Consider the following 19,910-nt stretch of genomic DNA (forward strand, 5'->3'; position numbering starts at 1 on the left):
GGGATAACATCCAACTCGGTAACCTGTCGACGCTCGGCGACAAAGTCAGAATAAACAGATCTAGGGGCGAATCGCATGTCCGACTCCGACGCAGAAATTGTCGAACGCGTAAAACAAGGGGACACCGATGCGTTGGGGGAATTCATTGAATTGCGCCGCATGCAGTTGCTGGCCTTCATCAACCGCAATGTCAGTTCCGCATTGGCCAGCAAAGTCGAACCGAACGACCTGCTGCAGGAGGTGACCATTCATGCCCTGCGCGGATTGCCGGACATGGAGTTCAAAGACCGCGATCCGTTCAATTGGTTGTGTCAAATTGCCGAACGTCGGATTATTGATGCGCACCGAAAATACATCGGCGCCCAAAAACGCTCGGCCAATAAAGAGATCTCCGGCAATTCGCCGGTGGGCGGCACAAGTTCCACGACGGGACAAGGGGGGCTGATCGATATGTTGGTCGTGACCATGACAACGCCCAGTCAGGCTTTTTCCCGCGATCAACGTGAATTCAAATTGCAAGAAGTCCTCGCCACACTCCCGGCAGAAAGCCAAGAGGCGCTGCGGTTGCGGTATGTTGAGGGTTTGCCGACCAAGGAAATCGCGCAAAAAATCGGCAAGACCGACGGCTCGGTCCGCGTGCTGCTTAGCCGCTCGTTGAACAAGCTACAAGATCTACTCGGACCGGATGCCAACCCCATGGGGCGGTGATTGGGGCGCTTCCGGAAATCAAAGTTTACCATCCACAGGGACGAGACATTCATTCGCAAGGACGGACCTTTCATTGTCCAGACACCTCACACGGGATTTGGAAACACTGCACCGCAACATGCTGCTGATGTGCGGTATGGCTGAAGAGTTAGTACACAAGGCGCTGGCGGCGCTGCAAGAACCGGACTCAGCGGTTTGCCATGATCTGGTGACACAGGACGATGCCATCGACGATTTGGACGTCCGTTTGGAAGAGGACTGCCTGAAAATCCTCGCGCTCTATCAGCCGGTCGCCGACGATCTGCGGCGGATTACGACGGTGTTAAAAATCACCGGTGAGCTGGAACGCGTCGCCGATTTGGGTGTGAATATCGCCGAGCGGGCCGCTAGTCTCGCCTCGGGCCCAGTGGTCACGATTCCCGATACACTGGAGCGGATGGCTGCCGAAGCGTTGTCGATGCTGCACGATAGCATCGATGCGCTGGTCCAACTCGACAGCCACTCGGCGCGTCGCGTCTGCACGCGGGATGAGACTGTCGACGCGTACAATCGCAACATCATCCAGGAGTTGACCGAAACGATGAAACGCTCCCCGGATCTGATCGAACCGATGATGCATCTATTTTCGGTCTCGCGGCACGTCGAACGCGTGGCTGATCATGCGACGAACATTGCCGAGGATGTGATCTATCTGGTGGAGGGAGAAATCGTCCGCCACCGACCGGAAATCGGCGCGTCGCCCGATAGCGACGAATAGTTTTTGGCGAATGCGAGCCGATTTTGGGAAGAAGGGACGTTCGTCTCTCGTTTTGCAAAATCTCCTTACTAGGAGCACTCAACATCCGCGCGAGTGGATTAGTCCAAGCTCCAATCAATTTCAACTGTGAGGTACCATTCACCTCCTACTTTTTTCCACTTATAGATCGGTCCGCTCCAGAAACCTGTATATGTATTGTGGTTTGGATAAAGTTCAGCACGCCCAGCGAACACACTCAAGGATCGATTTGGGTATAACTGGAAAATGGAGTCCTGTGAAAATTCTGTTTCGAATTGGGCTAAGGAATGCTGTTTCCGATAATCCGGCGTCATGATCATAATCGCATCTCGAAATCGACCTTCTGAACGTGCTTCGGTGAATTCTTGATATCGAATGTCAATGCTCGTTTTATCTTCCAGATACCACCAGAAACTTGCCCATGAAAAGACCTGGTAGCAACCAAGAATTACCAAACCACCGACAAGTCCACCAATTAGTTTCGACCGTATCACGTGGGCCGAATTGTTGGGATGCTGACGCACTTGTAGCCAGATCCAGAAAGGAAACCCGCCGATTACGGTTAGGCCGACCAACAATAAAATGACACCCAAAATCACGCACATGGTTTGGCACCTTTTTTTGAATCAAAGTATCTTTGCCAGGCTGTGCTTCAACCGGTCTGTTCTTCAATTCTCATCTTGAGCATCGTCGCCGAGACTAAAATACTGGCCAAGGATTGCGGCAGGTCAACGTTTGCTCCCGATAGGCCAAATTATAGCGAAAACCGCAACCCCGCGTATCCTGTTCCTCTCTGCGTCGGGTTCTTGTCGCTGATCTGCGACAAAGCACAACCAAATCCACTCCGGTCTCGCCTATAAGTAGGTAAACCGCTAAAATTCCAGCGGAACTATTCACTGCTTTTTTACAGGCGGAGACAACAAGGTTGGCTGCTACGGATCTGCAAACAATGAACATCGCGAAATCGATCGTCGATGTACGGGCAGCGGTTGCTGCTGCACGGGGCGCGGGGAAGAAAATCGGTCTCGTGCCGACGATGGGGGCGCTGCACGAGGGGCATCTCAGTTTGATGCGTGCCGCCCGGGAAGAGTGCGATTATTTGGTCGTCTCGATTTTCGTCAATCCCACCCAGTTTAGCCCGCACGAGGATCTGGATCGCTATCCGCGGCCGATTGAAGAGGACCTGAGGGGCTGCGGCGACGAAGGTGTCGACCTCGTTTTTCATCCCGATGTGGCGACAATTTACCCGGCCGGCGACCAGACGATTGTCGAAGCGGTCGAGCTTTCGACCATCGTGGAAGGGGCACACCGGCCGGGACATTTTCGCGGCGTCACGACGGTGGTTTTGAAGCTGCTGAACATCGTCGCGCCCGACGTCGCCTATTTTGGTCGCAAGGACTATCAACAACAATTGATCATTCGCCAGATGTGTCGCGACTTGGCGCTGCCGGTGGAAATTGCCACCTGCCCCACCATTCGCGAGGCAGACGGATTGGCGCTGAGCAGTCGTAACCGCTACCTCAGTGAATCGGAACGGGAAACGGCGCTCTCCCTCAGCCAGTGCCTGCAGTTCGCTTGCGATCGCGTCGCAGCGGGGGAAACCGATTTAACGGCCCTCCGCCAGGAGATGGTACAGCGGATGCAGCAAACCCCCGGAGTCGAGTTGGATTACGCGACCATCGTGGATGCGGAGACGTTGAGCGAGGACGCGCAGCCAACGGCACGTCTGGTAGCGCTTATCGCGGCGCGAGTGGGGACGACGCGGTTGATTGATAATATGGTCATTGAGCCAACAGATTCGCTTTAATCACAAACCAGATTCATAAGCCTCTCGGACAAGGATACACGCAGGATGCGGCAAACACTGTTCGTCATTCGATTTGATGGTGAGATTCCGCTGGGGTCGCTGGGCAACCTGCCGGTCTTCGGTCTGGGGTTACTGCTCGCGGTCTGGGCTGTGATCGGCGCGAGCCTGCTTTATGTCCGTTATCGCGAAACCGAGTCGCTCGTACCTTCGCTGTACGGTGCTGGTTTGTGGACGGCGGTTGCGTTAGCCATTTTCTATGCCCCGCACCAGCAACGCTTGGTCGGGATCCCGATTTTTGGCTATGGGTTCATGTTGTTTCTCGGTTTCGTATTTGCGACGACCATTGCCTCATACCGTGCGAATCGGCAGGGATTCCCGGAGAGTGCTGTCTGGGATTTGACCTTTTGGGTCTTCTTGTGCGGGATCGGCGGCGCGCGGTTGTGGTACGTGATTCAATACAGCGAACGGTATTTCGGACCGGGTAAAAATCTGGCCAATCTGATCAATCTCCCGGACGGCGGATTGGTCTTTTACGGCGGATTGCTGGGTGGGGTTTTGGCGACGGTGATCTATTGTCGCGTTAAGAGTATTCCGCTGCTGAAGCTGGGAGACATCGCCATTACGTCGGTGTTTGTGGGAATGATGTTTGGCCGCATGGGCTGTTTTCTCAACGGCTGCTGTTGGGGAGATGCTTGTGCACTTCCCTGGGCGGTGACCTTTCCACCGGAGAGCGTGCCTTTCATGGCCGAAGTGCAGCGCGGGATCATCTTTCCCGACGCGGCCGGCAGTCGGCCGCTGCATCCAACGCAAATCTACAGTGCGATCAATGCGCTCGTTTTGGCGGTGCTGACGTTCTGTTATTACCCCTATCGCCACAAGGATGGTGCGGTCTTGGCCGTTGGCTGGTTGGCCTATCCGATTTCGCGGTTTACGATCGAGTTTTTACGAAACGACGAAGGGGGCAAATGGGGAACGCCGTTTACGCCGGCGCAGCTCTTCAGCTTCGGATTACTGGCGACCGCACTCGCATTTTTATGGTACGTCGCCCGCCAACCGGAACGATCGTTTCAACCGCCGCAACCAACCCCGCTCAACTCAAAACCACAAGTGAAATCATCCGCCAGCCCAGCGTGAACAAAGGGTGAGCGGATTGCGGTCTCCCACGCAAAACCGGTCGCTAAAAGCAAAGTCGGCAACCGCCGCGGAGTACTGACGATTGGACATGCAGCGAAAAACCGACCAACTTATCTACTGATTGGGCCTGCGGTTGTGTAAAATTGACGGTTTACGCGTATAAACGTCAGACGTAGGTGTCACAATAACTTCACAATTCTGTGGATTTAGGGAACTTTCCGCCGCCTTAGGGCGTCACATTGAACGGTAGACCGTGAAACAGGACGACCGAGAACTGATTGCCGATTGTCTCAGTGGCCAAACGCAGGCGTTTGGTGCGCTGGTGGAGCGCTATCAGGATCGGCTTTACAACAGTCTTGTTTCTGTGGTTGGATCCACGGATGAAGCGCTTGATGTGGCGCAGGATGCCTTTGTACAGGCCTTTGAAAAATTAGATTCATTCCGAGGCGATTCGGCTTTTTATTCTTGGTTGTTTCGCATCGCTCTCAACGCGGCTGTTTCCCGCCATCGCAAGAAACGACGTGCGACCGTCTCGATAGACGCCGCACGGGACAACACGGGACAGGAACCGGCTGACACACACCCACAAGCATTCCCCGGATTTGCACTCGAACAGACAGAACGACAACTTGCCGTCCGGACCGCTCTCGCCGAACTCCCAGAAGATTTTCGCACAGTGTTGGTCCTCAAGGAAATTGAGGGCATGAAATACGAACAGATTGCTGAAACGCTCGAATGTCCGGTGGGAACGGTTCGCAGCCGCATCCACCGGGGGCGCATCGAATTACGAGCAAAACTTCAGCGCATGCTCAAGGACGACGATATTTGACAGAAAGCGTCCTACGGAAAACGACCTATTTTATTTGAAGGGGTGAGCAGCGGTTTTTAACAGTCGGGTCGGGGGCAATAATTCCCCGACAGCTGTGGCCGCGTATGTCTCACAGAAAATCGACGTGCCTTAGGCACATGTGATCGGTGCGGTATGAACGACAAAATATCCGAAGAATTGCTATCCGCGTATCTGGATGGGGAACTGTCGCAGAGTGAGCGCGCGGATGTGGCGCAGCTGTTGGAATCCTCTCCCGCTGCGCAGCAACAACTGGCGGATTTCCAAAAACTCTCGCAGTGGATGCAGGAGTTGCCCCCCGCGCAACCTCCGCAAGGATTCGCGGAAGAAGTTCTCCTCCAAGCGGAACGGCGTTCATTGCTGCGCGAACCGACCCCGGCGGCCCCTGTGACCGCGACCCGGCGATCTTGGCTGAAACCGACATTGGGAATCGTCGCCGCAGCCGCAGCCGTGGTGTTTCTCGTCCGTGCGGTGCCCGCCCCCCAACCAGCGCAACAGCCGGTGGAAGAAGCGATCGTCATGGAGGACATGGTTTTTCAAAAAATGCAGGCCGAGACCGCTCCGGCTGAAGGTTTGGCGACTGAAGCCCAATCGGATCTACATACCGTTTCACGCAGTGTGGCCCCCGCAGCATTGCCGGCAATCAAAAACAGCCAAGCCGCTGACGCTGATAAATTCATTGCGACGGATGAGGCTGACAATTTGCTGCGGCAAAGCAAGAAACCCACGATTCAAAAAGAAAAATTGGTGAAATTACCCACCGGCCAAAAATGGAACCGTAGCCGAATCGGCGAAGTCATTCACATGACGGAACTGGACGAGTCGCAAGAGCAAGTGGCGGTTTTCAAGGCGGTTGTGGTTAATATCGATCAATGGATCGGCGGCACGCATGTGGAAGTCATTGGCCTGGAAGGCTCGCCCGATACGATTGCCATTCATTTAGAGGCCTCGCCAGAGGAATTGACGGATCTTGTCGCCAAAATCAATGACGACAGCCAATTGCTGGATCTGGAGGCGGGACAACCGATTCTTGTTGCCCAACTCTCTGAGAGAGATCAAAAATACTTCGACAGCGGTGATCGTGAGCAACCCGACGATCTTGCAGACGATGCTCTGTCGGTTCCGCCACAGTTTGGCAGCCGAACCTCTCCGCAGTCGCATATCCCCAAGGACGTCCCTCCCCCCGCTTTAGGTACGAAGAAACGATCCAGCACTCCAAAGCAAGAAACCGCACAGGAAAGCACTGGCAAGGGGCAAAGTTCGGGGCAGTCCAAACCGACGGCACCGAAAACAGAACGCAGTCAAAATGAAACCCGTGCCATCGCCCGACAAAAATCTCGATTACAGATCACACCTGTTCCCGAGGCTTTGCAATCACAGATTCCGGCAGACAAGGGCGATCTGAGCAAGCCCCCCGGCAAGCCTGCAGTCCCCTCTCCGAGTGAAGTCTTAGCGGACAAACCTGCCGTCAAACTGGCCGAGAAGGAAGCATCGGGCAAAAAGGACACCGAAATCAAAAAGCGAAACGCGGACGCGCCGCGACGTGTCCGCATGATTTTGCTCGTGCGGCAGCAGTCGCCAGCGGCGAAAAAGGTCCCGGCTCCCCCCGTTAAAAAAGCGGGGGACGGCGGCGGGGCTGCTTGATTTCGAGGTCTGCTGACCGCTGCACGCAAACGGTGGTTGGCTTGGCGTGCCGTGCTGCGTATGATGGCGGGAGCCTCATGCATGGCCGGGAATCGGACATGCATCGCTAGGACCAGTTTGTCCTGCCCGCTCATCATACCTCCGGGAGTTTCTCGATGCCCTGCCGATTTTCCGCCACGCCGACGACTTGGATGTCCTTCTGCTTTGCGGTCCTGCTGTTCGTGATCCCCCTCCGCTCCAGTTCGGCCGACGATTGGCCCCAATGGGGCGGGCCTAAGCGGGATTGTGTCTGGCGCGAAGACGGGATCGTCGAATCCCTCCCGCCGGGACCATTACCGCGCGTTTGGTCGACCCCGCTGGGAGAAGGCTACAGCGGCCCGGCCGTGGCGGACGGACGGGTGTTCATCACCGATTACCAACCGGCGGACCGCCAAGAACGCGTCCTTTGTTTAAACGCCGAAACAGGCAAGGTGCTGTGGCAGCACGCATATGACGTGCGCTACACGGTGAGCTATGCCCATGGCCCGCGGGCGACGCCGGTGGTCGATGGCAATCGTGTCTATACCATCGGCACGCAGGGGGACATGTTTTGCTTTGACGTTGAACAGGGAGAAATCCTTTGGAAAAAGGACTTCGTCGAGGAGTATGGAACCGCACTGCCGAACTGGGGTATGGCGGCCTCGCCGCTGGTCGATGGCAAACAGTTGATCACCCTCGTCGGGGGCAGCGACGGCGCGTGTCTGGTCAGCTTTGATAAAATGACCGGTCAAGAACTGTGGCGGGCAATTGATGATCCGGCCGTGGGGTACGCGCCGCCGGTGATTTATGAATTCGATGGAGTGCGGCAACTGATTGCTTGGCACCCCACAGCGATCACGTCCCTCAATCCCGAAACCGGCGAAAAATACTGGGAGTTCCCCTTCGATGTCCGCGTGGGACTGACTGTCCCGATGCCGAGACAGCAAGGCAATCGGTTGTTTGTCACCTCGTTTTATAATGGACCGCGAATGCTCGAAGTTTCCTCCAATCCTCCAGCGGCCAAACTGATTTGGCGGGGAAATAGCGACAGCGAAAAGAAAACCGACGGCCTGCATTCGATCATGCCCACGCCGATTTTTACAGAATCGCACATTTACGGAGTCTGTAGTTTTGGACAATTGCGCTGCCTGGATGCCCAGCAGGGAGATCGTATTTGGGAGACATTCGAGGCGACGGGGGAAGACCGTTGGTGGAACGCGTTTTTGATCCCCCACAAGGACCGCGTGTTCATCTGCAACGAACAAGGCGAATTGATCATCGCCCGTTTGACGCCGGAGGGTTACGAAGAACTGAGCCGCGCAGAATTGCTCGAACCGACACGCAAAGTCCGCCGCCGACTCACAATCTGGTCGCACCCAGCCTTTGCCATGCAGAGCGTTTTTGCGCGGAATGACAAGGAAATCGTGCGGGTGAATCTGGCGGCTGAATGAGAATTGAATTTTTTTTAGCCACGGATTAACACGGATGAGACACGGATGGTCGGGTGTCGGAACGTAAGTCCCCAAACCGACGGCTTGCCGTCGTGCACGGTGCTGCTTGCTAAGCACTGTGAGAGAATGAATCCGACGTAATACAACCTGATTGGATCATTCAGCATCGATTGTCGACATGGCGGCGATGCACCTGAACAACAATAAGCCTAGCCGCCAAAAAGTTGCACAGGAAGCAATTTTTTGATTATGTTAGCGGTACGGATAAAATCCGGCACATTTACGCTGCAACTAAAATAAAAAAACAAAAAGCCACAGAGCACACAGAGGCCACAGAGAAAAGTTGCACTCAGCAGTCACCACGGTTTAAAAAATTTCTCTGTGAACTCTGTGGCCTCTGTGGCTAGTCTTTCGTCTGCTGCAATTTCTGAAATCGCTTTTGTGTGTTTCGTTGCTTTCGTGGTATCTTTCTGAGGCTGAAGATTTACGCAACGGACGAATCCTTGAATTGTTAACAGCACGGGTGAAACACGGATAAAAAGTGACGATAAGGCCTTCCTGATTGGTCACTCGGGGCGGTCCGGAGAATTCCATGACACCACACTCCGAGTCGCAAACGCTGAGATCTCGTCTGCCTGCGGCAGTCTCGGGGGCGATGCGTGAATTTGGGCGGTGCGCTGTGGATTTTCTTTATCCTTGCCACTGTGCCGTTTGCCAGACAGCCCTTCCGGAATCGTTGACGTGTCGTGCGGAGATTTGTGAGGGTTGCCGGCGCGAATTGTTGAGCACTGCGGGGGTAGCTTGTGATCGTTGCGGGGCGCCGATTGGACCGTATGTGGATCCATCGGGTGGCTGCAATTTTTGTGTTCGCCAAAAGTTTGCCTTTGAACGGGTGATTCGGCTGGGGATTTATGAGGACCAATTGCGGCAAGCGTGTCTGGGGGCCAAAGGGGGGCGGCAGCAGGCATTGGCGGCGGCGTTGGCGGAATTGCAATGGGAGCGCCGCGTCGAGGCGTTTCGAGATACGCCGATTGACGTCGTCGTCCCGGTGCCGCACTTCTGGTTGCAACGCTTGTCCCGTCTGCACAATCCAGCGGAAACGCTCGCTGGTGTCTGGGCACACAACTTGAGGGTCCGTAAGAGTGACCATATACTTGTGAAGGCCAAATGGACCAAGCCGCAACGATCGTTACCGGCCGACCGGCGTCGCGAAAACGTGCGAAAGGCCTTCAAAGTCGGCCGCCGAGAAGAAATTCAAGGGGCGACGGTGCTGTTGGTCGATGATATTATGACAACCGGCGCTACGGCGCACGAAGCGGCGCGGGTTCTCAAACAAGCGGGGGCCGGGCGCGTGATTACAGCGGTCGTTGCCCGCGCCATGCGGAATTGATCGGCAGCCGCGTGGCGCTTTGGAACAGTGAAAAATCAATCAGTGAGGCGGTTGCGCATGACCGAAGATGGAGCACGGATTAAAAAGAAATTGCCCAAAGGGGCCGCGACGCGCGTCTTCTTGCGCGGGCTGTCGATCAGTCTGCCGCCGATTTTGACGTTGGTGATCTTGTTATGGGTCGGCCAGGGACTCAATAGTTACATCATCCAGCCGATTGGCGATGGGGTGCGGTGGACCATTGCCAGCACGGTCAACGAGATACGCCAAGAGCGGGAGTTGCTCCCCAGCGAAGAATTGCCGCCGCTGCCGAATATCGGCAACCGCTACCGCATTACACCCGGCTTGCAAAAGCGGATTCCCGAAATCGACAAACTGATTGCAGAGAAACGCGCTGCTTCTCCGTCAGGCAAGCGGGTGGATCAGCGGCATCTTTGGGAAACCATCATCCGCGAAGATACCGCTCAAAAGGACTTCGCCTACAACAGCGATGCACTCTCCAAGAATATCTACATCCCCATGGGGGGCGGGTACATTCCGCTGCATGTCTATGCGACCGTCGAGCGACAGGTCGGTCCGCTCGCCATGCCGCCGACGGCGATCGGGGCGTATATGGATTACGTCACGACGCAATACTTCTACAGCTTTTGGCACCTGAGCGCGCTGGCGATTTTGCTCACTGTGGTGGGTGTCTATTTCGTCGGCCGGTTGATGACTGCCCAATTGGGGTCCTGGGTCGTACACAAGATTGAAACGAAAATCCTGGCCCGGCTACCGTTGATCCGCAACGTCTATTCGTCGGTGAAGCAGGTCACCGATTTTCTGCTGACCGAAACCGAAGTCGAATATAGCCGGGTGGTGGCCATCGAATATCCCCGCCGGGGAATTTGGTCGCTAGGTCTGGTAACGGGCGAAAGCATGCTGGATATTGCCACAGCTGCGGGGGAACCGATGATCAGTGTGCTCATCCCCAGTTCGCCGATGCCGGTGACGGGCTATACGATGAACGTGCCCCGCAGTGAAGTGATCGACCTGGACATCTCCGTCGACGAGGCCTTCCAGTTCTGCATTTCGTGCGGCGTACTGGTTCCCGGACGTCAACAAGTCACCCCCGAGGTGCTCAAAAAAGCGTTCGGCAAACAACTCCCCTCGGCGCTGCCGGCGATCAGCGACAGCGGTACGATTTTGACCGGTCCGCCCAAAACCGAGTAACGCGAATCTGTTTGTCGTGAATCGCTGACGCGGTCGGTTGCTCCACAGCGCAGCATCGACGACACTGTCGGGAAACTGTCAGTGTTTATATTGCATAGCCCCGCTTCATTTTTGCGAAGCCCGTTTTCTTTTTTGCAGAGCCCGTCTTCGTATTATTGCGAAGCCCGTTTTCGTTTTATTGCGAAGCAATGTAGATCGAGACCCGACCTCGTGAGTGAGACACCGCCTATTCGGATTGCCACACGTTCCAGTCGTTTGGCGTTGTGGCAAGCCCATCATGTGCAGCAACTGCTCAGTGCTGCTGCGCCCAGTACGACCATCGAAATTGTGCACGTGTCGACCATTGGCGACCGCGACAAATCGGAGCCGCTCTCCAGCCTGGGCGAATTCGGGGTCTTTACGCGTGAAGTGCAAAAAGTGGTTCTGGAGGGCGATGCGGATATCGCCGTGCATAGCCTCAAGGACCTGCCGACTGAAACGGTCGCCGGGCTGACATTGGGGGCGATTCCCCCGCGCGGAGCGGTGCATGACGCGTTGCTGCTCCCCGCATCGCGCCGTGGTGGCGGTCTAGATGATCTGCCCGATGGTGCTGTCGTGGGAACCGGCAGTATGCGACGCCGCGCGCAATTGTTGCACCAGCGTCCCGATTTAAAATTTGCCGAAGCACGGGGCAACGTCGAAACCCGTTTGCGGAAACTGGATGAAGGCGAATTCGACGCCTTGATTCTGGCAGCGGCCGGTTTGATGCGGCTGGAACTGGCCGAGCGGATCGATTGTGAGCTGCAGCCACCGGTGATGTTACCGGCCATCGGCCAAGGGGCGTTGGGTATTGAATGCCGCAGCGACGACGTCGTTGCGCAGGAATTGCTGGCAAAGATCAACGACTCGGCTACCCAGATGGCAGCGACAGCGGAGCGGTCTCTGTTACACGAATTACGCGGGGGCTGCCATGCCCCGATTGCCGCTGCAACGAGTCTGCAAAATGATCAGCTGGAATTAACAGCCGTGGTGCTCAGTTCCGACGGCCAACAACGTCTGATGGCAACCGCCACGGGTGAAGCTGCCGCTGCTCTGGGGATCGCCGTGGCCGGCGACCTTCGCGCGCAAGGGGCGGATGCATTGATTACGGCTGCGGAGTTTTGAGCGGCAACGGCAGGCGGGAGCCTGCCCTACGGTTCTTTGGGGATTGATGGCATGCGCGACCGACCGCTTGATATTGATTGGCGTGTGCTCGATCTGGGCGCGCGGATTCGGCATCTGGAGGTAGAAGGCTTTTTAGTGCTGCCTGATTTGTTGGATGCGGATGACATCGCGCGGCTCAAACGTGAAACGCGCGAGCTGGACACCTTTGCGGTTGATTACAGCGTGCATCAACAGGTCTATCCGAATGTGCAATTCGCCGGCCCGGCAATCACCGAGTTGATAGCGCATCGGCCGACACTTGAATTCCTCACGGCCTTGTTCGGTGATGATATCGTGATGATGGATTACGGTTACGCCCGCTCCGCTCCCGGGCATCCAGGGATCAGTCTGCATTGCGACGGGCAGCCTTGGGGGTCGGAGATTTTTGGCTTCGAGCACAGTTGCCCGCGGCTGATTCGCGTACTGTATTATCTCGATGACCTGACGCCGGAAGTCTCGCCGTTTCGCGTGGTGCCGCGTTCGCATCTATCGCTACACGCTGACGCGAATCCCTATTTGCGATACGAAGGACATCCCGAGCAGGTGATGGTGACCTGCGACGCCGGGTCGGCGGTGCTGTTACAGCAGAACGTTTTTCACGGCAATTATCCAAACACCGGCGATTACGCCCGCGAAATGTTAGCGATCGCCTATCGCCCCGCGTGGGCCGGACCGGCGGGGGATGTGCGGGAGTGGGACGCAAGCGAATTGGCAAACGTGCCGCCAGAGGTCCGGACACTGATGACCGGCCGAAATCGCCGCGTCTGGTTCCCCGAAGGGGGGAACAAACCGGCAGGCATGCAGGACATGGCAACGGGTATCAATCCCAGCCGCTGGGGACGGGCGGAGGAGTAGGTTAATCCTCCGGTTTGCCAACGTCGACTTTCGACCAGTCGACTTCGGAGTCCGCGTCGGACAAGTCCGCTTGAATCTGGGCGTACGCCTGCTGTGCCTTTCCGAGTTGTTCTTGCCGCACAATGATGTCAACGCGACCAGGCGCTTCGGGGCGAAGACCGACGGTGATGCCGCCGGTCGTCGAGGCTTCGATACCATGACCGGCCAAAGCGGCAACAATCATCGCCGCTTCGGTTTCAGTGTACAAGCTAGCGAGGACTTGCGGTTCGCGGGGATCGGTGGTCATGCGGCTTGTCCGTTCTTGGCTTGAAGGTTCGTTTTTTGCGCGTCATCATTTTTGGACAGTGCGGGTCCAGCCTTGGTCCTCACTGTAATGATAGAATTTTTCTTCGATGATCATTCCTTCATTACCGACCTCGGAGTAGGCGACGATCCCAATAGGAGTCGATACATTGGGTGTTCTGACTCTGGTCCATCTGATGACCGGAGGTGGTTGCTGACCACGGTTTCGAAACTCGTAGGTTTCGCGAGACTCTTTTTTCTGGTCTGGTCGAAATATAATGATCGAATGAGAACTTAGTTGACCTCGAGTTTTCCCCTGCATCGCCTCAGCAAATAATTGCGACTCCATCTTATCACGGATCTCGAATTGAGTTAGCACGGCATGAACAGCTTCTTCTAGTGCGGCGCCAAAGTGTTTATCGAGAATTATGGGATCAATTTCAACGGGAGCAATCGTAGCTCCAGCATCCTTCTTGTCAGGAGAATCCTCTGCGCATCCCGTCACCAAGATTCCGAGAACAAGCAACACCGCCCCAACAACCAACGTTCGTAGTCGCATACGTTGCCTCCTCAGCGCGGGAGAGTCTTTCAGACACGAAGCGGAGCCGATTAATCCTCGGGTTTGCCAACGTCGACTTGCGACCAGTCGATGTGTGATTTTTCTTCTTGGATTTCAGCGTACGCTTTTTTGGCAGCTTCGAGATGATCCTGGCGGACGACAATGTCGACGTGCGTCACGCCTTCAACCGGAATCCCAGCCGGGTCGCCGCCACCGCAAGAGGCTTCAATACCCCGTTCAGCCAAATCAGCCACAATCATCGTCGCTTCAACTTGGGAACGGACCGTTGCGAGGATTTCAGGTTCCAGGGGGTCGGTAGTCATGCGAGAATTTCCCTATTCATATTTAAATTCGGTGATTTCATGTCGTTGCCAATGACGCTGAGACTATTGTATGTCGCTGGTGGTCTATGTGGCAACATTGCAAGGACCGGCGTAGCAGCGTTCAAAACGACAATCAGGGCCAAACGTGTTTCACCCTTCAGGGGGTTCGAGAGTCCAATTGGGGTTGGGGATTGCCTGCATTCGGGCGATGAGTAGGGTGATGCCAGAGACGATCACGAGAATCGGCACTTCAACATCCAGCGCCAGGCGGCCCGTTTGTCGCAACACCGAGAGGCAACTGGCGGATATGAAAAAGGTGCCGATGACGAATGTGACTTTATCGAATCCCCCGACGATGAAGGCGAGAAAACCGACGATGGCCAGTCCCAAGGACCAAACCCAATTGATCCCCGGTGCAATACCGAGCGTAGTCAGCAACCAACCGGCACCGACAGAGATCAGAAGCAGTGGAATGATGAGCGTTTTTTTATCAGGCATGATTGATTCCTTTGGTAGCCAATGAAGAGGAATGGCCGCCGGCAGTCAACTCGGCGGTCGTTGTTTCTTCTTTGGAGGGGCGGCAACGGGAATCGAATATAACGCGCGTTTTGTTGGGGTTATTTGAGACGGGTTTCCCAAGTTGATGTAGGGCAGGCTCCTGCCTGCCGCAATGAAAGTTGGTCATCCCTGGCTCTCCTGATCGACTTGCAATGGAAGTGAACGAGGCGCTGGATTTTTACACTGTTCGTGCGCAGTTGCGAAGTAAAGCTTCGCGAAAGTGTGTTCTACCCGCAAAGAGTTTGGGAGCGGATGGCATATTCTTCCCGCCGAGCGACTGGATGACTCGATGAAAACAACTTGGTGGCCGATCGTCGATTACGACGGCAAGCCGTCGGTTTGGGATTCTTTGCACGTTGGCGGTCAGCGGGTGTTTGGCCTCGAACTCATACCCAGCGAGTATGCTCAATAAGTTCACTCACAGCAACATGCGACCGTAAGTCGGCGACCAACCCTTTGTAAACAATTGAATGCTTTAATGTCGCCCAGTTTTCCTGGAAGTGCGACAAGATCTGATCGTGCTCCAATTCAAATGCATCCGCCACCACGATGGATGCGGCATGCGGATCCAACGGGAGCAATTCAACCGACTCCCTCCCGAACAAATCTGTTTGGGAATTCCCCATGTCGGGAGACAACACGAATCGATATTCGAAAAGGATGCCGACCAGGGCCGCCGCCTGGTCTAGTGTGACCTGCGAGAATGTCGCGCTGAGGATTCTGGTGCGTGCGGCGGCGGGATTGTTGCGCATCGGATTCATTCCGGGGACAACTCTGAACTGGCGAAGGTCGGCTTCTTTTCCGCGAAACGCAATCTCATCAAATAGAGCAGATGCAAGACCATCAAACCGGTGGCCCATGCCGGAATCATCGCAGCGAAAATGAGGCTAGGGTGAACGTCACCAAAGCCCATCGAGATGAGGACGATGAACAGCAGAGCCACTGCGGAAATGACGTTGACTATCAAGTAAGCGCGGCGACGCCAGTCAGCCGATTCGGCGAGTTGCGGCGCGTCGTGGTTGCGAGAGAACTCGGCGATCCCGTGAAGCAATTGCCAAGTCATCAACAGCTGCATTAATGCGATCGGAATCGCAAGCAGGACCGACGATCCCGTGATCATCACCGTGCCTGTGACGCTCAGTACTGCGAAAAACAGACACAGCCGTTGAACCTGGGAAAATTTCGCCGAATACTGCGCGAGATCCCGGCATGCGAGAGCGACCGCAATGTATCCAAACGCGACCAATAAACCGCCTAGCCCCTCGATCACTCCGCCGAACGCGACGAATAGCATGCCGCAAAACAGTCGATCGAATTGTTGGAACATGTTTCAGACCCCGCGGTGCGTTGAGCAGTTCATTTGGGAGATGATTCCATGATAACCCGCCCGGAATACGTTTTCGATACCAATCGCAAACTGACGCGCATGGGGATGACTGATCAGGAACTACGCACAGCTAGGAGCCCATCCGTGCAATTACGATTTCCAGTTCACCGCCCCCGTGCTTCAATGACTTGCGAGTAGAATTTTTGTGGATCGTTCACACGGAATTCAATATGGCCGCATTCGCCGCAAACGTAAGCCGTCGTATTGGCTTTGATTGGATCTTTAAAAATCATCGCGTGCGGATTTCTATAAACAACAGCTTTGTGGATCCCCATGGAATAGTGACTTTGGTCGACAATGTGCGCATTAGAAATGATCTTTTCCGATTCGCAGATTTGACAGCAGGTTGGCTTTATCATGTTGGGGATCACGGTCCTTTGGAAATTGACCAATTACCGAGTGCAGGCATTCGGCCTCCAATATCGGGGGGCCGCACTGTTCCATCAAACCCCGCCCACGTGCGGTTGCCAGCCATGTTTTAGTGGCGAGCCGCGCCGGTGTGAGAAGAAACTGCGGCCGTCGATTGGCCGCAGTGTGCGGTAGGTGCAGTAGGCCAGTCCGCCCAGCCACTGTGTGACGACGATGACGGCCAGCCAGAACATGCGGCCGCGGCTGGTTGGTTCGTGCTCGTTGATGCCCAACAGCATCCAAATCCCGAACCCTTCCATCAGCATCACGACAGCGATGACGAAAAGTGCGATCAAGATTTTCATAAGATTCCCTCCCCAACTCCTCCCCGCGGGCGCCGGGGGAGGAGCGGCTTTAAAACTCCTGGTTGTTTCTTGCTGTTTCTCTTGAGTTGGCCGCTGTCTGCTAGATTCTGTTTCAAAACCCGGTTGTGCTTGTTTTGAAAACTCACACTTTAGTCTCAGCGAGATGCGTCAGAGGGTTTTGAGACTACTGCTAGACAGAACGGGGCTAGCGCGGGTTCGGTTCAAAAAATCGCCCCGGTTTCTCCAAAAAATATTGACTCGACTAAAACCAGCAGGACCAACAGTACGGATAGGGCTACGGCGTGGGATTCGTTGACTGTGCCGCGAGCAGATCCCAGGCCAAAATGTGGTCCCAGTCCATGCCACAGCCAAAACCCTGGCACGATTGTGACGACGCCGAACAGGATCAACTGCCAGGCCGGTGCCCCCTGTTGGAGCAGGTCGCCGGCGTCGCCCACGCGGTCGAACGAGCCGATCGCCAAGTAGCAGCCATTGGTGATCAGACAGAATCCGGCGAAAAAGGCAGCGAGATACGTCCACGGAGCGTGCCGCCAGCGGGCGAGGCTCCAGAGGATGAGGGGGATCAAACACCCGCCAACCGGCCCGCCCCAGATTTCCCACAGTGGGTGCGGATTGGGATCCACGTCGGTTCGCGAAATGAGCAACGGGCCCAAGACGACCTTCGTGACGGTTCCCCCGCTGAGCCAGGCCAGTAAAACGTGTCCAGCTTCATGTACGATCATCATGCCGAGCCAGGAGGTCCCCAGCGTGGCAAAGATCAGCAGGGTTTGGTGGAGGCGCGACATGTGTGTGGCAGTTGTTTTTGGTATGCGGTTTGATGCGTCGCGATGCATCCTGCATTCATGAAGCGACCGGGCGGTGCAACCCGACGAAACCGTACATCACCAACACGGCTGCAAAGGCCAGCATGCAGTGGGTGTAAGACTGGTTGTTGGTCAGGAATTCCAGCAGCGGTGTGTACCAAGCCAGGGTGTTGCCCGGCGGCGTGGGGATCGGGGCGGCGGCGATGGCGTTGAGTGTGAGGCCGTTGCCGACCGGGATGCGTTGTTCGGCCGGATTGACCGCGTCGAATTCGATGCGGGCCAATTCCGCTTGAAAACCGGGATCGCTTTGCAGCGCATCCTGCACGATTTTCAAATGCTCACAATGCTCGCTGAGAGTGACGAGTTGCGCCTGATTGTCGTCATGCCGGCTGCTGAGCCGCGCATGCACCAGCAGTTTGGGGGCCAAAAATGGAATCGCAAACAGCGCAGCAGCCACGAACAAGCAGAGCCAGAATGCCATCGAGGGCACCCAGCTCTGCTCCATGTTCGTCCGCTGTTCGGATGCGACTTTCATTGGGGTTAGGCCTTAGGCTGTCGGCTTTAGACGGTCGGGTTGGAAGAGGAGAACCAAACGTTGTGCGCGTCAGGCGGGAGCCTGACCTACATTTTTCTGGCCACTGGCCACTAACCACCGGCCACTCTGTTCTGCCTACTGTCTAACGCCGACTGCCTACTAATAATTACCGTCCCCAGATTTGGCCGCCGTAACGGGCGTCGTCTCCGAGGAGTTCTTCGATGCGTAACAATTGGTTGTACTTGCAGATCCGGTCGGTACGGCTGGCGGAACCGGTCTTGATTTGACCTGTCGCCAATCCAACCGCCAAATCGGCAATCGTCGTGTCTTCGGTTTCGCCGCTACGATGACTCATCACGGCTGTAAAGCCGTTACGGGCGGCCAATTCGCAGGCGTCGATCGTTTCGCTCAAGGTGCCGATCTGATTGACCTTTACCAGGATGCTGTTGGCGATCCCTTCGTCGATTCCGCGTTGCAGGCGTTTGACGTTCGTCACAAACAGGTCGTCGCCCACCAGTTGCACTTTGTCTCCCAGGGCGGTCGTCATCGCTTTCCAGCCGTCCCAATCGTCTTCGGCACAGCCATCTTCGATCGAGCAGATGGGGTATTTTTCGACCCATGAAGAGAGCAGGGCGATGATATCGTCGGAGCTATGCGGCTTGCCTTCCAACGTGTATTTGCCGGTCTTCTCGTCGTAGAATTCCGTCGAGGCGACATCCAAAGCGATTTGGATTTGTTCGCCCGGTTTGTAGCCCGCTTTTTCGATGGCGGTCATGATCACGTCGAGCGCCATTTGGTTGCTATCAAGTTCCGGAGCAAAGCCTCCTTCGTCGCCGACCGCCGTGTTCAGGCCTTTGTCGTGCAAGACTTTTTTGAGTTGATGGAACGTCTCAGTTCCGGCACGCAGGGCGTCGCTGAAATTATCAAACCCCAGCGGCATCACCATGAATTCTTGCACGTCGACATTGTTGTCGGCATGCTCGCCGCCATTGATGATGTTCATCATCGGGGCCGGCAAGTATTTGGCACCGGCTCCGCCCAGGTAGCGGAACAGCGGCAAGAAACTGGATTTGGCCGCTGCATGAGCGCAGGCCAGTGAACAACCCAGGATGGCGTTGGCGCCCAGGCGGGATTTGTTTTCCGTTCCGTCCAGAGCGATCATCAACCGGTCGATCGTCAGTTGATCGGTAACGTCCAGGCCCAACAATTCCGGGCCGATGGTTTCGTTGACTGCTTCGACCGCCTTGATGACTCCTTTGCCCAGGTAGATCCCTTTATCACCGTCACGCAGTTCGTGGGCTTCGTGCACACCGGTGCTGGCTCCACTGGGGACGGCGGCGCGGCCGATGTTTCCGTCTTCCAATTCGACATCGACTTCCACAGTCGGGTTGCCCCGGCTATCCAAAATTTGCCGTCCGTGGACGGCGACAATCGGCATGCTCATCTTTACGCTTTCCCTGAAATAAAAAAAACCAAATGGTCTGAAGTTTCGTGGTGTATTGTCCAGCGGTCCACAGTGGAAGCGGCGGCTGCGGGCCGATCAAACCCGATCCCTACCGGACGCTGCAAACAATATTCCCACAGTAGCGAAGATGAGTCAGCGGTCCAGGTCCACGGTGGCAATTTTCGTGGATTCTTAACGAAATCGCACGCTGGGATTCCCGACCACCAAAGACCGTTCCGATAGTCCAATTATCGACGCAAGTTCA

23 protein-coding genes are annotated in these 19,910 nt (G+C 55.7%); 11 read left to right on the forward strand and 12 right to left on the reverse strand.

The features are described 5' to 3' along the window. The first annotated feature begins 75 nt into the window (after positions 1-75). The gene (locus tag Mal52_RS07985) at positions 76-708 is read left to right on the forward strand and encodes an RNA polymerase sigma factor (protein WP_145375346.1); all 633 of its coding nucleotides are present in this window, start codon (positions 76-78) and stop codon (positions 706-708) included. Between the two features lie 73 nt (positions 709-781). Beyond that, positions 782-1,465 carry a phosphate signaling complex protein PhoU gene (phoU, locus tag Mal52_RS07990; protein WP_145375347.1) on the forward strand — a complete coding sequence of 228 codons (684 nt, stop codon included), beginning with the start codon at positions 782-784 and terminating at the stop codon, positions 1,463-1,465. 98 nt (positions 1,466-1,563) lie between these two features. On the opposite strand, the gene Mal52_RS07995 is transcribed toward phoU, so the two are convergent. Further along, on the reverse strand, positions 1,564-2,088 hold the full coding sequence (locus Mal52_RS07995) for a hypothetical protein (protein WP_145375348.1): 525 nt from the start codon (positions 2,086-2,088) through the stop codon (positions 1,564-1,566). Between the two features lie 344 nt (positions 2,089-2,432). Between Mal52_RS07995 and panC the strand changes: the two genes are divergently transcribed. From panC to Mal52_RS08040, 9 genes are all read left to right on the forward strand, one after another. Beyond that, a complete protein-coding gene (panC, locus tag Mal52_RS08000; RefSeq protein ID WP_145375349.1) occupies positions 2,433-3,290 on the forward strand; it encodes a pantoate--beta-alanine ligase in 858 nt (285 codons plus the stop codon). Between the two features lie 45 nt (positions 3,291-3,335). Further along, positions 3,336-4,424, forward strand: a complete 1,089-nt coding sequence (gene lgt / locus Mal52_RS08005; protein ID WP_145375350.1) for a prolipoprotein diacylglyceryl transferase — start codon at positions 3,336-3,338, stop codon at positions 4,422-4,424. Positions 4,425-4,677: 253 nt separating this feature from the next. Continuing rightward, positions 4,678-5,253, forward strand: a complete 576-nt coding sequence (locus tag Mal52_RS08010; protein ID WP_145375351.1) for an RNA polymerase sigma factor — start codon at positions 4,678-4,680, stop codon at positions 5,251-5,253. A gap of 153 nt (positions 5,254-5,406) precedes the next feature. Continuing rightward, a complete protein-coding gene (locus tag Mal52_RS08015) occupies positions 5,407-6,915 on the forward strand; it encodes an anti-sigma factor family protein (RefSeq protein WP_145375352.1) in 1,509 nt (502 codons plus the stop codon). A gap of 155 nt (positions 6,916-7,070) precedes the next feature. Then, the gene (locus tag Mal52_RS08020) at positions 7,071-8,384 is read left to right on the forward strand and encodes a PQQ-binding-like beta-propeller repeat protein (RefSeq protein ID WP_231962556.1); all 1,314 of its coding nucleotides are present in this window, start codon (positions 7,071-7,073) and stop codon (positions 8,382-8,384) included. An 835-nt stretch (positions 8,385-9,219) separates the two neighbouring features. Next, positions 9,220-9,774 carry a ComF family protein gene (locus tag Mal52_RS08025; RefSeq protein WP_197534746.1) on the forward strand — a complete coding sequence of 185 codons (555 nt, stop codon included), beginning with the start codon at positions 9,220-9,222 and terminating at the stop codon, positions 9,772-9,774. A gap of 57 nt (positions 9,775-9,831) precedes the next feature. Beyond that, positions 9,832-10,983 carry a DUF502 domain-containing protein gene (locus Mal52_RS29665; RefSeq protein WP_197534747.1) on the forward strand — a complete coding sequence of 384 codons (1,152 nt, stop codon included), beginning with the start codon at positions 9,832-9,834 and terminating at the stop codon, positions 10,981-10,983. A gap of 210 nt (positions 10,984-11,193) precedes the next feature. After that, positions 11,194-12,126 carry a hydroxymethylbilane synthase gene (gene hemC, locus Mal52_RS08035; protein ID WP_145375354.1) on the forward strand — a complete coding sequence of 311 codons (933 nt, stop codon included), beginning with the start codon at positions 11,194-11,196 and terminating at the stop codon, positions 12,124-12,126. 51 nt (positions 12,127-12,177) lie between these two features. Beyond that, the gene (locus Mal52_RS08040) at positions 12,178-13,020 is read left to right on the forward strand and encodes a phytanoyl-CoA dioxygenase family protein (protein ID WP_145375355.1); all 843 of its coding nucleotides are present in this window, start codon (positions 12,178-12,180) and stop codon (positions 13,018-13,020) included. Position 13,021: 1 nt separating this feature from the next. Here Mal52_RS08040 and Mal52_RS08045 read toward each other — a convergent pair whose 3' ends face one another. The 11 genes from Mal52_RS08045 to eno form a co-directional block, all read right to left on the reverse strand. After that, the gene (locus Mal52_RS08045; RefSeq protein ID WP_145375356.1) at positions 13,022-13,306 is read right to left on the reverse strand and encodes a hypothetical protein; all 285 of its coding nucleotides are present in this window, start codon (positions 13,304-13,306) and stop codon (positions 13,022-13,024) included. 45 nt (positions 13,307-13,351) lie between these two features. Further along, positions 13,352-13,861 (reverse strand): hypothetical protein, encoded by a 510-nt coding sequence (locus Mal52_RS08050; protein WP_145375357.1) that lies wholly within the window; start codon positions 13,859-13,861, stop codon positions 13,352-13,354. A 50-nt stretch (positions 13,862-13,911) separates the two neighbouring features. After that, positions 13,912-14,184 (reverse strand): hypothetical protein, encoded by a 273-nt coding sequence (locus Mal52_RS08055; protein ID WP_145375358.1) that lies wholly within the window; start codon positions 14,182-14,184, stop codon positions 13,912-13,914. A 150-nt stretch (positions 14,185-14,334) separates the two neighbouring features. Further along, positions 14,335-14,682, reverse strand: coding sequence for a hypothetical protein (locus Mal52_RS08060; RefSeq protein WP_145375359.1), 348 nt, complete (start codon positions 14,680-14,682; stop codon positions 14,335-14,337). A 446-nt stretch (positions 14,683-15,128) separates the two neighbouring features. Then, a complete protein-coding gene (locus Mal52_RS08065) occupies positions 15,129-15,494 on the reverse strand; it encodes a hypothetical protein (protein ID WP_197534748.1) in 366 nt (121 codons plus the stop codon). A gap of 5 nt (positions 15,495-15,499) precedes the next feature. Beyond that, positions 15,500-16,069 carry a hypothetical protein gene (locus tag Mal52_RS08070; RefSeq protein ID WP_145375361.1) on the reverse strand — a complete coding sequence of 190 codons (570 nt, stop codon included), beginning with the start codon at positions 16,067-16,069 and terminating at the stop codon, positions 15,500-15,502. A 164-nt stretch (positions 16,070-16,233) separates the two neighbouring features. Next, positions 16,234-16,488: a hypothetical protein gene (locus tag Mal52_RS08075; RefSeq protein WP_145375362.1), complete on the reverse strand. Its 255-nt coding sequence runs from the start codon at positions 16,486-16,488 to the stop codon at positions 16,234-16,236. Between the two features lie 84 nt (positions 16,489-16,572). After that, positions 16,573-16,842, reverse strand: a complete 270-nt coding sequence (locus tag Mal52_RS08080; protein WP_145375363.1) for a hypothetical protein — start codon at positions 16,840-16,842, stop codon at positions 16,573-16,575. Between the two features lie 221 nt (positions 16,843-17,063). Further along, on the reverse strand, positions 17,064-17,648 hold the full coding sequence (locus tag Mal52_RS08085) for a hypothetical protein (protein WP_145375364.1): 585 nt from the start codon (positions 17,646-17,648) through the stop codon (positions 17,064-17,066). A gap of 55 nt (positions 17,649-17,703) precedes the next feature. After that, complete coding sequence (locus Mal52_RS08090; protein ID WP_145375365.1) at positions 17,704-18,201, reverse strand: hypothetical protein; 498 nt, start codon at positions 18,199-18,201, stop codon at positions 17,704-17,706. A gap of 166 nt (positions 18,202-18,367) precedes the next feature. After that, positions 18,368-19,645 carry a phosphopyruvate hydratase gene (eno, locus tag Mal52_RS08095; RefSeq protein WP_145375366.1) on the reverse strand — a complete coding sequence of 426 codons (1,278 nt, stop codon included), beginning with the start codon at positions 19,643-19,645 and terminating at the stop codon, positions 18,368-18,370. Positions 19,646-19,910: the final 265 nt, after the last annotated feature.

It is taken from the genome of Symmachiella dynata (assembly GCF_007747995.1).
GTDB lineage: Bacteria > Planctomycetota > Planctomycetia > Planctomycetales > Planctomycetaceae > Symmachiella > Symmachiella dynata.

Excerpts from the sequence above, each read along its gene's own strand:
- Mal52_RS29665 (WP_197534747.1), top strand. The coding sequence starts at position 9,832 with ATGACCGAAGATGGAGCACGGATTAAAAAGAAATTGCCCAAAGGGGCC.
- Mal52_RS08045 (WP_145375356.1), bottom strand. The coding sequence starts at position 13,306 with ATGACCACCGATCCCCGCGAACCGCAAGTCCTCGCTAGCTTGTACACT.
- Mal52_RS08050 (WP_145375357.1), bottom strand. The coding sequence starts at position 13,861 with ATGCGACTACGAACGTTGGTTGTTGGGGCGGTGTTGCTTGTTCTCGGA.
- Mal52_RS08020 (WP_231962556.1), top strand. The coding sequence starts at position 7,071 with ATGCCCTGCCGATTTTCCGCCACGCCGACGACTTGGATGTCCTTCTGC.
- Mal52_RS08040 (WP_145375355.1), top strand. The coding sequence starts at position 12,178 with ATGCGCGACCGACCGCTTGATATTGATTGGCGTGTGCTCGATCTGGGC.
- Mal52_RS07995 (WP_145375348.1), bottom strand. The coding sequence starts at position 2,088 with ATGTGCGTGATTTTGGGTGTCATTTTATTGTTGGTCGGCCTAACCGTA.
- eno (WP_145375366.1), bottom strand. The coding sequence starts at position 19,645 with ATGAGCATGCCGATTGTCGCCGTCCACGGACGGCAAATTTTGGATAGC.
- Mal52_RS08060 (WP_145375359.1), bottom strand. The coding sequence starts at position 14,682 with ATGCCTGATAAAAAAACGCTCATCATTCCACTGCTTCTGATCTCTGTC.
- Mal52_RS08085 (WP_145375364.1), bottom strand. The coding sequence starts at position 17,648 with ATGTCGCGCCTCCACCAAACCCTGCTGATCTTTGCCACGCTGGGGACC.
- Mal52_RS08075 (WP_145375362.1), bottom strand. The coding sequence starts at position 16,488 with ATGATAAAGCCAACCTGCTGTCAAATCTGCGAATCGGAAAAGATCATT.
- Mal52_RS08070 (WP_145375361.1), bottom strand. The coding sequence starts at position 16,069 with ATGTTCCAACAATTCGATCGACTGTTTTGCGGCATGCTATTCGTCGCG.
- Mal52_RS08055 (WP_145375358.1), bottom strand. The coding sequence starts at position 14,184 with ATGACTACCGACCCCCTGGAACCTGAAATCCTCGCAACGGTCCGTTCC.
- Mal52_RS08015 (WP_145375352.1), top strand. The coding sequence starts at position 5,407 with ATGAACGACAAAATATCCGAAGAATTGCTATCCGCGTATCTGGATGGG.
- Mal52_RS08080 (WP_145375363.1), bottom strand. The coding sequence starts at position 16,842 with ATGAAAATCTTGATCGCACTTTTCGTCATCGCTGTCGTGATGCTGATG.
- panC (WP_145375349.1), top strand. The coding sequence starts at position 2,433 with ATGAACATCGCGAAATCGATCGTCGATGTACGGGCAGCGGTTGCTGCT.
- Mal52_RS08065 (WP_197534748.1), bottom strand. The coding sequence starts at position 15,494 with ATGCGCAACAATCCCGCCGCCGCACGCACCAGAATCCTCAGCGCGACA.
- Mal52_RS07985 (WP_145375346.1), top strand. The coding sequence starts at position 76 with ATGTCCGACTCCGACGCAGAAATTGTCGAACGCGTAAAACAAGGGGAC.
- lgt (WP_145375350.1), top strand. The coding sequence starts at position 3,336 with ATGCGGCAAACACTGTTCGTCATTCGATTTGATGGTGAGATTCCGCTG.
- Mal52_RS08090 (WP_145375365.1), bottom strand. The coding sequence starts at position 18,201 with ATGAAAGTCGCATCCGAACAGCGGACGAACATGGAGCAGAGCTGGGTG.